Annotated in this window: 10 protein-coding genes; 7 read left to right on the top strand and 3 right to left on the bottom strand. The window is 69.2% G+C overall.

Going from position 1 to position 14,558, the window contains the following annotated elements; translation table 11 throughout:
- Positions 1-49: 49 nt before the first annotated feature.
- Positions 50-448, bottom strand: a complete 399-nt coding sequence (locus OG588_RS31815; RefSeq protein ID WP_405950257.1) for a DUF4307 domain-containing protein — start codon at positions 446-448, stop codon at positions 50-52.
- Between the two features lie 147 nt (positions 449-595).
- On the opposite strand from OG588_RS31815, the gene mca reads away from it, so the two are divergent.
- The gene (gene mca, locus OG588_RS31820; protein WP_405953259.1) at positions 596-1,456 is read left to right on the top strand and encodes a mycothiol conjugate amidase Mca; all 861 of its coding nucleotides are present in this window, start codon (positions 596-598) and stop codon (positions 1,454-1,456) included.
- Positions 1,449-1,730 (top strand): hypothetical protein, encoded by a 282-nt coding sequence (locus OG588_RS31825; RefSeq protein WP_026150232.1) that lies wholly within the window; start codon positions 1,449-1,451, stop codon positions 1,728-1,730. The genes mca and OG588_RS31825 overlap by 8 nt, the downstream gene beginning before the upstream one ends.
- A 29-nt stretch (positions 1,731-1,759) precedes the next feature.
- Here the strand turns inward: OG588_RS31825 and OG588_RS31830 are convergent, their stop codons facing one another.
- Both OG588_RS31830 and OG588_RS31835 read right to left on the bottom strand, forming a co-directional pair.
- Entirely contained in the window at positions 1,760-4,963 is a 3,204-nt protein-coding gene (locus OG588_RS31830; protein ID WP_405950258.1) for a tetratricopeptide repeat protein, read from the bottom strand.
- 163 nt (positions 4,964-5,126) lie between these two features.
- On the bottom strand, positions 5,127-5,693 hold the full coding sequence (locus tag OG588_RS31835; RefSeq protein ID WP_405950259.1) for a Uma2 family endonuclease: 567 nt from the start codon (positions 5,691-5,693) through the stop codon (positions 5,127-5,129).
- Positions 5,694-5,794: 101 nt separating this feature from the next.
- Here OG588_RS31835 and OG588_RS31840 point away from each other — a divergent pair, with 101 nt between their 5' ends.
- The 5 genes from OG588_RS31840 (at position 5,795) to OG588_RS31860 (ending at position 14,543) form a co-directional block, all read left to right on the top strand.
- A complete protein-coding gene (locus OG588_RS31840; protein ID WP_405950260.1) occupies positions 5,795-7,822 on the top strand; it encodes a thioredoxin domain-containing protein in 2,028 nt (675 codons plus the stop codon).
- A 193-nt stretch (positions 7,823-8,015) separates the two neighbouring features.
- Positions 8,016-9,284: a glycosyltransferase gene (locus OG588_RS31845; RefSeq protein WP_405950261.1), complete on the top strand. Its 1,269-nt coding sequence runs from the start codon at positions 8,016-8,018 to the stop codon at positions 9,282-9,284.
- The gene (locus tag OG588_RS31850) at positions 9,281-10,927 is read left to right on the top strand and encodes an ArnT family glycosyltransferase (RefSeq protein ID WP_405950262.1); all 1,647 of its coding nucleotides are present in this window, start codon (positions 9,281-9,283) and stop codon (positions 10,925-10,927) included. The genes OG588_RS31845 and OG588_RS31850 overlap by 4 nt, the downstream gene beginning before the upstream one ends.
- Positions 10,927-12,129: a glycosyltransferase gene (locus OG588_RS31855; protein WP_405950263.1), complete on the top strand. Its 1,203-nt coding sequence runs from the start codon at positions 10,927-10,929 to the stop codon at positions 12,127-12,129. Before OG588_RS31850 ends, OG588_RS31855 begins: the two co-directional genes overlap by 1 nt.
- Positions 12,126-14,543: a galactose oxidase-like domain-containing protein gene (locus OG588_RS31860; protein ID WP_405950264.1), complete on the top strand. Its 2,418-nt coding sequence runs from the start codon at positions 12,126-12,128 to the stop codon at positions 14,541-14,543. The genes OG588_RS31855 and OG588_RS31860 overlap by 4 nt, the downstream gene beginning before the upstream one ends.
- The last annotated feature ends 15 nt before the right edge of the window (positions 14,544-14,558 follow it).

Genomic DNA, 14,558 nt, shown 5'->3' on the forward strand with positions numbered 1-14,558 from the left:
CGTCAGATATACGTCAACGCTGGTCAGCGCCTACGTAACGAGGGTGACGTCAGTCGGAGTGGCAGCCGAGCAGTTCGGCGGTGGTGCCCCTGGCCGTCGTACGCAGGGTGACGACCTTGTCGATGCTGGTCGCCGAGCCGCCGAAGTGGAAGTCGGCGCGGCCCACCTCGGACTGGTCGGCGGCCTGGGAGCGCAGGGTGCAGTAGCCCGTGGTCCCGGAGTCCTTGTGGACCTCCAGATGCACCTTGACCTCGTTGCCCGAGGCCTGGAAGGTGATCACCTCGGCGCTGATCTTGGCCTCGACGACATAGTGGTAGGCGAAATAGCCGACCAGGGCGAGCACGGCCGCCGCGCAGACGGCACCGGCGATCCTGAGCTTGTGGTCGGCACGCTCGTCCGACGAGCGGCCGTAACGGCCCTCGGGCAGTCGCGTACTCGCCGTACTCATGATCGTCCTCTCGGCAAGGGGCCGTAGAAGCGGGCCCCCGGAATTATTCGCCCCCGGATTCGGTCACTATAGAAGCGCCGATCGCACCCCAATACACCGGGGCGCCGACCTACTGAGGATTGAGTCTTGACTGACCAGCTGCGACTGATGGCCGTCCACGCGCACCCCGACGACGAGTCGAGCAAGGGCGCGGCCACCATGGCGAAGTACGTGTCCGAGGGGGTGGACGTGCTGGTCGTGACCTGCACGGGCGGGGAGCGCGGCTCCATCCTCAACCCGAAGCTCCAGGGCGACTCGTACATCGAGGAGCACATCCACGAGGTGCGCAAGAAGGAGATGGACGAGGCCCGCGAGATCCTCGGCATCAAGCAGGAGTGGCTCGGTTTCGTGGACTCGGGGCTGCCCGAGGGCGACCCGCTGCCGCCGCTGCCCGAGGGCTGCTTCGCGCTGGAGGACGTCGACAAGGCGGCCGGTGAGCTGGTGAAGCAGATCCGTTCGTTCCGTCCGCAGGTGATCACCACCTATGACGAGAACGGCGGTTACCCGCACCCCGACCACATCATGACCCACAAGATCTCGATGGTGGCGTTCGAGGGCGCGACGGACACCGAGAAGTATCCGGAGTCGGAGTACGGCCCGGCGTACGAGCCGCAGAAGCTGTACTACAACCAGGGCTTCAACCGGCAGCGCACCGAGGCCCTGCACCACGCGCTGCTGGCGCGCGGCCTGGAGTCGCCGTACGAGGAGTGGCTCAAGCGCTGGAACGAGTCGGGACACACCGAGCGCACGCTCACCACGCACATCCCCTGCGCCGAGTTCTTCGAGATCCGGGACAAGGCGCTGCTCGCGCACGCCACGCAGATCGACCCCGACGGTGGTTGGTTCCGGGTGCCGCTGGAACTCCAGAAGGAGGTCTGGCCGACAGAGGAGTACGAGCTCGCGAAGTCCCTCGTCGCCAGCTCCCTCCCCGAGGACGACCTCTTTGCGGGCATCCGCGACAATGCCTGACATGAGCTCAAGCGCAGCCCTGGCAATGACGCACCTGGTCCCCCTCGCCGAGGTCGACGAGAACAAGGTCACCCCCGGCGTCCTCGGCTTCATCGTGTTCGCGGTGATGGCCCTGGCCGTCTGGGGCCTGATGAAGTCCATGAGCAAGCAGATGAACAAGGTCGACTTCAAGGAGGGCGCGGACCCGAGGGCCGAGTCGACCGCGGAATCGACGGCGGAATCGAAGGCCGGCTCCGGGTCCGCCCCTGCCGAGCCCAAGGCCAAGCGGGGCTGACCCGGCCGGTCCGGGGAGGCCGGGGGAGGTCAGGGGGTGCCGGACACCGCCACCCCCATCACCTCGCGCGCATGCCGGCTCGGCACCATGCCCAGCCGCCACGCCTGCCAGCCCGCCTCCAGGTTCACGCCCCGCTCCAGCAGCAGCTGGTACGCCTCCACGTAGTCGTGGAGTTTCTCGTCGCGGTACGGGTTGCCGGTGCGGGACAGCTGGGCCAGTTCCTCCTGGGCGACGGCCGTGCCGACCTCGACCCCGCCGGGGGCCGCGTACGGCAGGAGCGTGGCGCGCAGGAAGTGGGCCCAGTCCTCGCCGCGGTGGTCGCCGTACGAGGTGAACAGGCTCAGGGCCTCGTCGCACAGTGTCAGTGCCTGTGGGGTACGGGCGTTGCCCGCGTCGACGACCGCGAGTTCCAGGCAGGTCCAGGCCTCGCCGTGGGCGACGCCGATGCGCTGGAAGTCGGCGCGGGCGTCGACGAGGAGCTGGCGAGCGAAGCCGGAGTTGCGCAGCGAACCGGTCTGCGCGGCGCGCTGGTCGCGGGTGACGCGTGCCGAGTGGTGCCGGGCGCAGGCGAGGCCGTAGACGTCGCGCATGCGGGAGAACATCGTGCGGGAGCGTTCCAGCTCGCGTACCGCTAGGTCGAGGTTGCCGGTCTCCTCCAGGGCCTGGCCCAGGTAGTAGACGGTCCAGGCCTCGCCGCGGGCGTCCTCGTTGTCGCGGTGCCGGGCGGCTGCCTGGCGCAGGCCGTCGACCGCGGGGGACGGGTCGCCGGCGACGAGTCGGGCGCGGGCCAGCTGGGTCAGGGCCCAGGCCTCGCCGCGGGCGTCGCGGGTGCGGCCGTAGAGGCCGAGGGCGGTGGTGAGTTCGGACTCGGCGCGGGGGATGTCGCCCATGCGCAGGCCGAGTTGGCCGAGCTGGAAGTGGGCCCAGGCCTCGCCGTGGACGGATTCGCCGGCGTGGTGCAGGACCAGGGATTCGGTCAACAGCCGCATGGCTTCGGGGAGTCGGCCGCGGTCGCGTTCCACGGCGGCCAGCGCGTGCATGGTCCAGGCGCGGTCCGTGGCCAGTTGGGGCGGGGCCTGGAGGTCGAGGGCCTCGCGGAGTTTCGCCGCGGCCTCGGTGAGGTTGCCCTGGTGGTGGAGGGTGATGCCCAGCGAGCACAGGGCGCGTGCGGCGCCCGCGTCGTGATGGGCCTCCATGTAGAGGTCGACGACGGAGGTGAGGGTGGTGCGCGCCTTGTCGAGTTCGCCGAGCTGCCGGGCCGCGATACCGGTGCGCCACTGCACCGAGCGCAGCAGCAGCCCCTGGTCGACCGCCTGCGCCAACTCGCTGATCTCACCGAGGCGGTAGAGGTCGCCGCGCAGCAGGCAGTAGTCGCACAGCGCGCCCAGCAGATTCAGTACGGCGCCCTGGTCGACGCCCTCCGCGTGCCGCAGTGTCGAGGTGATGAAGCTCGACTCGTCGTCCAGCCAGCGCAGCGCCTCGTCGAGCGAGGTGAAGCCGTGCGGGCCGAAGCGGTCCGAGCGCGTCGACATGTTGCCGTCGACCAACCGCAGGACGGAGTCGGCGAGTTCGCCGTAGTTCACGATCAACCGTTCCTGCGCGGCCGTACGTTCCGAGGGTTCCTCCTCGTCGAGGAGGCGGGCCTGGGCGAAGGCGCGGACCAGGTCGTGCAGGCGGTAGCGGGTGCCGCGGACGTGGTCGATGAGGCCCGCCCGGGACAGGGCGTCCAGTTGGCGGGTGGCCTCCGTGTCGTCGGTGGCCAGCAGGGCGGCCGCCGCCGCCGCGCCGAGCGAGGCCCGGCCGGCCAGTGCGAGTCGGCGCAACAGCCTGCGGCCCTGGTCCGACTGGTCGGTGTAGCGCAGCCACAGCGCCCGCTCGACCGGCTCCACCGGACCGTACGCGCCGAGGTCCGTGGCCAGTTGACGGGGTGAACGCGGGCCGAGGGACGAGCCCGCGATCCGCAGGGCCAGCGGCAGCCCGCCGCACAACTCCCTGATCCGCTCGTCGGATTCGGCGTCGTACGGCTCCGAACCGTCCTGTGCCGCCGCGCCCAGCAGTTCCTCCGAGCCCGCCGCGTCCAGCGGCTCCACCGGCAACTGGTGGACCCAGGCGGCCAGTTCGGCGGGCAGGTCGAGGGGCTTGCGGGCGGTGACCACGACCAGGCTGTCCGAGCGCTCGGGCACCAGGGTGGCCACCTGCGCGACGTCGGAGGCGTCGTCGAGGACGATCGTCACCGGGAGGCCGGTCAGCTGCTGGTGGTACAACTCGCCCAGCCGCTTGACCTGTTGGTCGGGGGAGGAGCGTTCGCGGAAGAGCAGTTGCTCGCGGGGTGCGCCGAGCCGGTTGAGCAGGTGCAGCAGGGCGTCACGGGTGGGCAGCGGCGGCTCGCCCGGGCTGTCGCCGCGCAGGTCCACCACGCAGGCACCGCGGAAGTGGTCCCGCAGATCGTGCGCGGCCCGCACCGCGAGGCTGGTGCGCCCCGAACCCGGCGCACCGTGCAGCACGACCACGGTCGGCCGGGTCTCCGTACTCGCCCGAGCCGCCTGCACCAACTGCCGAATACGGGCCAACTCCACCCGCCGACCGGCGAACGCGCCCACGGCATCCGGAAGTTGACCGAAAGACTGCTCCAGCACACTCCGCCTGCGCGCCGCCGCGCTCTTGTCCGCACCGCGCAACTGCGGACCCGGCTTCTTCGTCGGCCCGGTGGAGGCGGCGAGCACCCGCTGCTGGTCCAGGAACGGCCGGATGCCCCGCACCTCCAACGCCGTCAGCCACTGCAACCGCAGCTGCTCGGGGCCACCGGGCTGGCTCGCGGCCCCGGCGCGGTGATGCGCGGCGGGCAGATGGGAGGCGGTCACCTTCACGACGGTCGCCGCGGCACCGACGACGCCGACGGTCACCCCGGCGCCGAACGCCGTACCCGTGTCGGTACCGAGGGCCAGGTCGGCCACCACGGCGGCGACCGCGGCAACGCCCGCCACCAGCAGGGGAGTTGACCCACCCTCCCTGGCGTACCGTTGCCCGAAGCTGACCTGTCCGGCCGCGGCCTCGTCCAGCGCCCCCGTATAGGCCTGGTACTCCTCGGCCGCCGTCTGGGCCATCGCGTCCAGAGCGGCCCGGGACCGCGCCAGCAGCACCTGCCCGTCGGTGCGCCCGCCGGAGCGCCGCACCTCCTCCTCCACGGCCCGAGCCAACAGCCGCTCGGCATCGGTCCGATGGCTGTCCCGCATGTCACGTCCCCCTCCGGCGGCAACTTCCTTGCCTATGAGTGTCCTTCGGGGGAGGCGGGAGCGCGAGAGGGCGACGATCAACCGTTGGCCGTGACGATCGACCATGCACCGTGACGATCGATCGTTCGCGGTGAGGAAGCGGAAGCGGAGGGAACGCCGCTCGTCAGACGGATCCCAGGTCGACGGTCACGGCGAAAGGCGCGGCAGCCTTGATCACACCGGTGAACATCTCGCCGTCCCGATACGCCTTCGTGGCAGGGTCGAGAACGTACGTGCAGACGATCGGGACACCGGTGGCGGCCTGCTCGACACGCCAGTAGAAGGGGACGCCGGCCTTGGCGTACTGGTCCACCTTCACCATCCGGTCCGTGGTCTCGGAGCCGGGCGATACGACCTCGACGACCAGGAGTACGTGTTCGGGGCGGGTGGGCGTGACATCGATGGTCTCCGCCCGGTACACGGCGACATCCGGACGCCGGTTGGTGAGCGGAACGTCCTGAAGACGGACATCGAAGTCCGTGTCGGCGTTCCAGTCCGGGCCTGCGGCGTCGTCCAGGGCATTGGCCAGGATTCGGGCCAGCCGGGTGTGTCGCTTGGACGCACTCGGGCCCACCACGACCATCCCGTCCACGATCTCGATGCCGGCGCACGGCTCCTCGGACCAGGAGACGTACTGCTCCGCGCTGATCTGCGTGTGCATCCAGGCGGGCACGACCATCTCGGCGGTCATGGCGTACCTCCTCAGAGGATGCCCGAAGGTTCCGGTGCTGCTCGGCTCAGCCTACTGTCCTGTGCCGGGCCGCCGGTGAGCGACGTGAGAGGGTGAGGGGCGTGAACCGACTGGCCCATGAGACCTCCCCGTATCTGCTCCAGCACGCCGACAACCCCGTCGACTGGTGGCCCTGGTCGCCCGAGGCCTTCGACGAGGCGCGGAGGACGAACCGGCCGGTGCTGCTCAGCGTCGGGTACAGCAGTTGTCACTGGTGCCACGTCATGGCCCACGAGTCCTTCGAGGACCAGCCCACCGCCGACTACCTCAACGAGAATTTCGTCAGCGTCAAGGTCGACCGCGAGGAACGACCCGACGTCGACGCCGTCTACATGGAGGCCGTCCAGGCGGCCACCGGTCAGGGCGGCTGGCCCATGACCGTGTTTCTGACGCCGGATGCCGAGCCCTTCTACTTCGGGACCTACTTCCCGCCCGCGCCCCGCCACGGCATGCCCTCCTTCCGGCAGGTGCTGGAGGGGGTGCGCAGTGCGTGGACCGATCGGCGGGACGAGGTCGCCGAGGTCGCCGGGAAGATCACGCGGGATCTGTCCCAGCGGCAGATCGACTACGGCGGCACCGAGGCCCCCGGCGAGGAGGAGCTGTCCGGCGCACTCCTCGGGCTCACGCGGGAGTACGACCCGCAGCGCGGCGGATTCGGCGGCGCGCCCAAGTTCCCGCCGTCCATGGCACTGGAGTTCCTGCTCCGCCATCACGCCCGCACCGGCTCCGAGGGCGCCCTGGAGATGGCCCGGGACACCTGCGAGCGGATGGCCCGCGGCGGGATCTATGACCAACTCGCGGGCGGGTTCGCCCGTTACTCCGTCGACCGTGACTGGGTCGTCCCGCACTTCGAGAAGATGCTGTACGACAACGCCCTGCTCTGCCGGGTCTACGCCCACCTGTGGCGCAGCACCGGTTCCGAGCTGGCCCGGCGCGTCGCCGTCGAGACCGCCGACTTCCTCGTGCGTGAACTCCGTACGAACGAGGGCGGGTTCGCCTCCGCCCTCGACGCCGACAGTGACGACGGGACCGGTAAGCACGTCGAGGGTGCCTACTACGTCTGGACGCCAGAGCAGCTCACCGAGGTCCTCGGAGCGGCGGATGCCGAACTCGCCGCCCAGTACTTCGGCGTGACCGAGGACGGCACCTTCGAAGAGGGGCAGTCCGTTCTTCAACTCCCGCAGAGCGAAGGGGTCTTCGATGCCGAGAAGATCGAGTCCGTGAAGAGCCGTCTCCTGGACGCCCGTTCGCAGCGGCCCGCGCCCGGCCGCGACGACAAGGTGGTCGCCGCCTGGAACGGCCTCGCGATCGCCGCGCTCGCCGAGACCGGCGCCTACTTCGACCGCCCCGACCTGGTCGAGGCCGCCGTCTCCGCCGCCGATCTCCTCGTACGCCTGCATCTCGACGAGCACGCCAAGCTCGCCCGCACCAGCAAGGACGGCCAAGTCGGGGCCAACGTCGGGGTGTTGGAGGACTACGCCGATGTGGCCGAGGGCTTCCTCGCGCTCGCCTCGGTCACGGGGGAGGGGGTCTGGCTGGAGTTCGCCGGGTTCCTGCTCGACCATGTTCTCGCCGGGTTCGTCGACGAGTCGGGGGCCCTGTACGACACCGCCGCCGATGCCGAGCAGTTGATCCGGCGGCCGCAGGATCCGACCGACAACGCCGCCCCGTCCGGCTGGACCGCCGCCGCGGGCGCGCTGCTGAGCTATGCCGCGCAGACCGGTGCCGAGCCCCATCGCACCGCCGCCGAACGGGCGTTGGGGGTCGTGAAGGCGCTCGGACCGCGCGTGCCGCGGTTCATCGGGTGGGGGCTGGCCGTCGCCGAGGCGTATCTCGACGGGCCGCGCGAGGTCGCCGTCGTAGGCCCCTCGCTCGGCGACGAAGGTGCAAAAGCCTTGCACCGTACGGCACTTCTGGGGACCGCGCCCGGGGCGGTGGTCGCCTTCGGGGTGGCGGAGAGTGACGAGCTGCCGTTGCTCGCCGACCGGCCCCTGGTCGACGGTGGACCGGCCGCGTACGTTTGCCGTAACTTTACCTGCGACGCGCCGACGACCGACCCCGAGCGGCTGCGCACCGCGTTGACCAGGTGAAACGCCAGAGTCGTAACCACCCCAAACGCGACCAGTGCGAGAAATGCTCATCTGGGAGCCTCATTGTGATGAAACACGCTCTTCACTGAAATCACCTGCTCACTTCACAGATCGCCCATAGTCTCTGCCTCGTGCCGCGACGGATGTAACTCACCGTCGCGCCAGGGGGTATTTGGATCTGGGGGGATCTGTCTTGCTGACGTCCGTCTTCATCGCTGTCGTTTCGCTGGCCTTGTTCTGGATGGCCGCCTTCACCCTGTGGTGGCAGATGCACGCGTGGCGTACGCCCGAAGTGCTCGCCTCCACCCGATTCAGCAGCCCGGACGGGGACGAGCACGTCTCGTTCTCCCTGCTGCTGCCGGCCCGGCACGAACAGGCCGTGCTCGACCACACCATCCAGCGGCTGCTGGAGTCCACGCACACCGACTTCGAGATCATCGTGATCGTGGGGCACGACGACCCCGAGACCGCGGCGGTGGCCAACAGCGCCGCCGAGCGCGACCCGCGCGTCCGTGTCGTCGTCGACACGCACGAGAAGAAGAACAAGCCGAAGGCCATGAACACGGCGCTGCCGCACTGCCGCGGCGATGTCGTCGGGGTCTTCGACGCCGAGGACCAGGTCCATCCGGCGCTGCTCGCCCACGTCGACCACGCGTTCCGGACGACGGGAGCGGACGTCGTCCAAGGGGGCGTCCAGCTCATCAACTTCCACTCCAGCTGGTACAGCCTGCGCAACTGCCTGGAGTACTTCTTCTGGTTCCGGTCCCGGCTGCATCTGCACGCGCAGAAGGGGTTCATCCCGCTGGGCGGCAACACCGTCTTCGTACGGACCGACGTCCTGCGCGAGGCCGACGGCTGGGACCCCAACTGCCTTGCCGAGGACTGCGACTTGGGCGTCCGGCTGTCCAGCGTCGGCAAGAAGGTCGTCGTCGCCTACGACTCCGACATGGTGACCCGGGAGGAGACCCCCGGCTCGCTGATGTCGTTGCTCAAGCAGCGAACTCGCTGGAACCAGGGCTTCCTTCAGGTCTACCGGAAGAAGGACTGGAAGCAACTCCCGGGATTCGGGCAGCGGTTGCTCGCCCGCTACACACTGATGACGCCGTTCCTGCAGGCCTTCTCCGGGGTCATCATCCCGCTCAACGCGGCGGTCGCGCTCTTCCTCGACGTGCCGGTCGGCATCGCCTTCCTCACCTTCCTGCCGCTGGTCACCGCCGCCGTCACCTTCGTGTTCGAGGTCGTCGGCCTGCACGACTTCGGCAAGCAGTACGGACTCCGCGTCCGCGCCGTCCACTATCTGAAGCTCGTGGTGGGCGGCCCCTTCTACCAGGTGCTCCTCGCCGGAGCCGCGATTCGCGCAGTGTGGCGTGAGCAACGCGGCCGTAACGACTGGGAGTTGACCTCCCACGTCGGCGCGCATCTCACCGAAACCGCAGTGACCCGAGAGGACGTTCCTGCGTGACCTCCACACTCCCCGCGGTGACCACCACGGTCCCCGCGCAGCGGCAGCCTGCGCCTGAAACCGGTTCGGCCAGTCGAACGGCGCCACCTTCGCGGCTCCGTTCCTCCCGCTCCGACCTGCTCCTCTGCGGCCTGCTCCTCGTCGCGATCCTCGTCGTGCAGGGCTGGAACATCGCCGACTACCCGACGCTCAGCGACGACGAGGGCACCTACCTCGCCCAGGCCTGGGCCGTCCAACAGGGCACGGGCCTGGCCCACTACACCTACTGGTACGACCATCCGCCCCTCGGCTGGATCCAGATCGCCCTGCTCACCTGGATCCCCGCGCACTTCAGCCCCGACTCGATGACCGTCGGCACCATGCGCCTCGCGATGCTGGTCATCAGCGCGATCAGCGCGGTCCTCGTCTACGTCCTCGCCCGCCGCCTCTCGCTCCCCCGCTGGGCGGCCGGACTCGGCATGGTGCTCTTCGGGCTCTCCCCGCTGTCCGTGATCCTCCAGCGGGAGATCTTCCTCGACAACATCGCCGTGATGTGGATGCTGCTCGCGTTCTGTCTGGCCGCGTCCCCAAGTCGCCATCTCTGGCACCACTTCGGCGCGGGTCTGGCCGGTGCGGCCTCGGTCCTCACCAAGGAGACGATGCTCATCGTCCTGCCCGCGCTGCTGCTCACCATGTGGCGCCACGGACACCGCGACACCCGCAAGTTCGCGCTCACCGGCGCCATCACCGCCTGCGTCCTGATCGGCCTCGCGTACCCCCTCTTCGCCCTGCTCAAGGGCGAGTTGCTGCCGGGCAGCGGCCACGTCTCGCTGTGGGACGGCCTCAAGTACCAGATGACCAGACCGGGTTCGGGCTTCATCCTCGACCAGGGCACGGGCTCCTACGGCGTCCTCCACTCCTGGCTCTACTACGACCGTGTCCTGCCGCTGGGCGGTCTCGCCGGGGCCCTGCTCCTGCTGGTCACCTGGCGCTGGTCGGTCACCGCCCGCTCGCTCGCCGGACCGGCCATGACCGTGGCGATCCTCGCCCTGGTCTCGATGCGCCCCAACGGCTATCTGCCCGCGATGTACATCATCGGCGCGCTGCCCTTCCTCGCGCTCGTGCTCGCCGGGGGCACCGCCTCCGTCGCCCACGCGGTGCTGCGCAGATGGCGCGCCGAGGGGGAGAAACGGTACGTCACCGGCGGCCGGTACACGCTCGCCGTGGTCCTCGCGATCGCGGCCGGCGCCTATGTCGTACCGAAGTGGTACGACGGCGACCGCACCGCCATGACCACCGACGCCAACGCTCCCTACCGGGCGGCCTCCCAGTGGCTGTCCACCGAGGTCGCCGACCCGAAGGACACCCGCGTCCTCGTCGACGACGCGCTCTGGCTGGACCTGGTGCACGCCGGGTACCGGCCCGGGCTCGGGGTCATCTGGTTCTACAAGGCCGATCTCGACCCCGCCGTGACGAAGACGTTGCCGCACGGCTGGAAGGACATCGACTACGTGGTGGCCTCCCCGACGGTACGGCGCGACGCGGTCGACCTGCCCAACGTCAAGGCGGCGATCGAGCACTCCACCCCGGTCGCCACCTTCGGCACCGGCGACGACCGCATCGAGATCCGGCAGATCCAGCCCGAGACCGTGGGAGCCCAGTGATGAGCCAAGAGTCCACAGTCCCCGGGGAGTTGGGCGACCCGGCCGTACGCGGCGCGGAGCTCGCCGAGCCCGGCGCCGTCACCATCGTCGTACCGACCTTCAACGAGTCCGCGAACGTACGGGAGTTGCTTCACCGCATCACCGAATCGGTGCCGACCAGGCTGCCTTGTGAGGTCGTCTTCGTGGACGACTCCACCGACGACACCCCCGAGGTGATCTCCGAGGCGGCGCAGGACTGCCCGTTCCCGGTCACCGTGCTGCACCGGGAGGAGGCGGTCGGCGGGCTCGGCGGCGCGGTCGTCGAGGGGATCAAGGCGGCGACGTCCGACTGGATCGTCGTCATGGACGGTGACCTCCAGCATCCGCCGTCCCTGGTACCGGAGTTGGTCGGCACCGGCGAGCGCGCGAACGCCGGACTGGTCGTCGCCTCCCGGTACATCAAGGGCGGCAGCCGCGAAGGACTGGCGGGCGGATACCGCATCGCCGTCTCACGCGGGGCGACTTGGCTGACCAAGACGCTCTTCCCGCGCAAACTCCGCGGTATCAGCGACCCGATGAGCGGCTTCTTCGCGATCCGGCGCAGCGCGGTGACGGCGGAGGCGCTCAAGCCGCTCGGCTACAAGATCCTGCTCGAACTCGCCGTACGCAGCCGTCCGCGCCAGGTCACCGAGGTGCCGTTCGTCTTCCAGGACCGGTTCGCCGGGGAGTCCAAATCGACGGCGCAGGAAGGCTTTCGCTTCCTCCGCCACCTCCTCGGCCTGCGCACCGCCTCGCCGGTCGCGCGCATGATCGTGTTCGGCCTGATCGGCGCCACCGGCTTCATCCCGAACCTGGTCGGCCTGTGGGCGCTGACCAAGACGGGCATGCACTACGTCCCGGCCGAGATCCTCGCCAACCAACTGGGCGTGGCCTGGAACTTCTATCTCATCGAGCACCTCCTGTTCCGCGACCGGCGCGTGCACCGCAACTGGTGGGACCGGGCGGGCCGGTTCGCGCTGCTCGCCAACGCCGATCTGGTGCTGCGGATCCCGCTGATCGCCCTGTTCGTCCACAAGTTCGGCATGGGCGCCGTGTCGGCGACCGCGCTCGCGCTGGTCATGACCTTCGTCCTGCGCTTCGTGGGCACAGAGGCGTTGGTCTACCTCCCGCGCCGCAAAGGGAGCCGCAAGGAGAGTCGTACAGCACCAAGGAGAGCCGTGTGAACAAGTACCGCAGAAGAACCGCCTTCGTCGGGGTGGGCGCCCTGACCGCCGGGCTGCTGCTCACCTCGCCGCAGTCCGCCGAGGCCGCGAACCTCGTCATCAACCCGGGCTTCGAGACGGCGGGCACTGACGGGATGCCGTCCTGCTGGGAGAAGTCCGGCTGGGGCGACAACGACTTTGATTTCGCCACGACTTCGGATGCCCACTCGGGTTCGAAGGCCATGAAGGTCACCGTGACGCGGCGCGTCGACGGTGACCGGAAGGCGCTGATCACCGAGTCGACGGGGTGCGCGCCGGTGGTGACGGCGGGAAAGCAGTACGACCTCGGGCTCTGGTACAAGACGACCACGCCGGACGCGAACATCACGCTGTTCCGGCATGACGCGACGGCCGGTTGGCAGTACTGGACCGACCTCAAGACCCTGGAGATGCAGGGCAGTTGGACCCAGGCCACGGTCCGTACGCCCGAGGTGCCCGCCGGTACCGACCGGATCACCTGGGGTGTCTCGGTCTACGGCACCGGGTCCGCGACCACCGACGATTACACGATGGACCAGGTCCCGGACACGCTTCCGCCCGCGACCTGCACGGCGACCGCCGAGGAGTGCGCGAACGGCCGTTGGGACGTACTGCCCACCCAGAACCCGGTGCGCTCGATGCACTCCGTCGTGCTCAACAACGGCAAGGTGCTGCTGATCGCGGGCTCCGGGAACAGCGAGGAGCAGTTCGACGCGGGGACGTTCACGAGCGCGGTGTACGACCCGGTCGCCGGGACGTACAAGGTGATCCCGACGCCGAAGGACATGTTCTGCTCGGGGCACATCCAGTTGCAGGACGGCCGGGTGCTGGTGCTGAGCGGCAACAAGGCGTTCCCGGCGGCGGACGGTTCGCACGGGTACGAGGGGTACAAGGACTCGTACATCTTCGACCCGGTGACCGAGACGTACAGCAAGACGAACGACCTCAACGACGGTCACTGGTACCCGTCGGCGACCGAGCTCGGCAACGGTGACGTCATCTCCTTCGGCGGGCTGCGCGAGGACTCGACGGGGTCGGTGACCGCCGAGTACTGGTCGGACGCCCAGCAGAAGTGGCTGCCGTTGTCGCAGGTCAACCAGACCTGGTCGTACTGGGGGCTGTACCCGTCGATGGTCCTGATGCAGGACGGCCGGCTCTTCTACACGGGCAGCCATGTCTTCGGGAACAACATCCCGGGGACGGGCAGCGCGATCTACGACTACGGCGCGAACACGATCACTTCGGTGTCGGGACTCCAGAACAAGGACGAACGCGACCAGTCCGCAAGCGTGTTGCTGCCTCCGGCGCAGGACCAGAAGGTCCTCACCGTCGGCGGCGGCAACATCGACTCCAACCCGGACGCGAACCGGCTGACCGACATCATCGACCTCAAGGCCGCGAACCCGACGTACACGGTCGGTCCCCAAATCCCGCAGGGGACCGTCGACTTGGGGAACGGCCCGGTGGCCGAGACCGGCGCCCAGGGCAAGATGTACGTGTCCACCGTGATCCTGCCGGACGGCACGGTCCTGGAGACGGGCGGCGGACTGCACAACCGCGCGAACCCGGTGTACGAGGCGTCGATCTTCGACCCGGCGACCACGACGTTCGACCCGGTGGCCGCCGACCCCGAGGCCCGCGGCTACCACTCCTCCTCGTTCCTGCTGCCGGACGGCCGGGTGATGTCGACCGGCGACAACCCGGGCAACGGCACCTGGAACCACAACGTGTCGATCTACACCCCGCCGTATCTCCTCAAGGGCACGCGGCCGACGATCACTTCGGTCATCGACAATGAGTGGGAGTACGGCGACACCCAGACGATCACCGTCGACCGGCCCATCGCCAAGGCCGAGTTGATCCGCCCGGCGGCGGTCACGCACTCCTCGGACCCGAACCAGCGGTTCGTGGATCTGCCGCTCTCGGTGAACGGCAACACGGTCGACCTGAACGTGACGAGCAACCCCAACCTGGCCCCGCCCGGCTGGTACATGCTCTTCGCGGTCGACGCCAACGGAGTCCCGTCGGTGGCCAAGTGGGTCCACCTGCAAGGCCCTTCGGCGCTCACTACAGACACCGCCTCCGCCCACGTCCACTCCTTCGCGGACTCTCTGACGGGCAAGGTCACCGAGCCCGGCAAGAAGCGCGTCTCGCAGAAGGTCAGCCCGACCATCTCCGGCTGCGACCGCCACTACGGCACGATCAACGTCTGCGTCCCGACGGTCTTCCCGAAGGAGGTCAAGTCGACTACTGCGGCCCGCTGTTCATGGCTCCAGCAGAACGACTACGGCCGCCTGAAGGTCAACGGCAAGGACGATCCGCTGCGGCTCGACCCGAACAAGGACGGGGTGGCTTGTGGGAAGGGTGACGTCAAGACCGTGAAGAAGAAGGGGTAGTTGCTGCCGGAGCAC

Origin of the sequence: Streptomyces prunicolor (assembly GCF_045162825.1) — a bacterium.
Classification (GTDB): domain Bacteria; phylum Actinomycetota; class Actinomycetes; order Streptomycetales; family Streptomycetaceae; genus Streptomyces; species Streptomyces prunicolor.

Bases quoted from the DNA above. Each gene is read 5' to 3' on its own strand.
- mca (WP_405953259.1), top strand. From the start codon at position 596: ATGGCCGTCCACGCGCACCCCGACGACGAGTCGAGCAAGGGCGCGGCC.
- OG588_RS31825 (WP_026150232.1), top strand. From the start codon at position 1,449: ATGCCTGACATGAGCTCAAGCGCAGCCCTGGCAATGACGCACCTGGTC.
- OG588_RS31815 (WP_405950257.1), bottom strand. From the start codon at position 448: ATGAGTACGGCGAGTACGCGACTGCCCGAGGGCCGTTACGGCCGCTCG.
- OG588_RS31830 (WP_405950258.1), bottom strand. From the start codon at position 4,963: ATGCGGGACAGCCATCGGACCGATGCCGAGCGGCTGTTGGCTCGGGCC.
- OG588_RS31855 (WP_405950263.1), top strand. From the start codon at position 10,927: ATGAGCCAAGAGTCCACAGTCCCCGGGGAGTTGGGCGACCCGGCCGTA.
- OG588_RS31835 (WP_405950259.1), bottom strand. From the start codon at position 5,693: ATGACCGCCGAGATGGTCGTGCCCGCCTGGATGCACACGCAGATCAGC.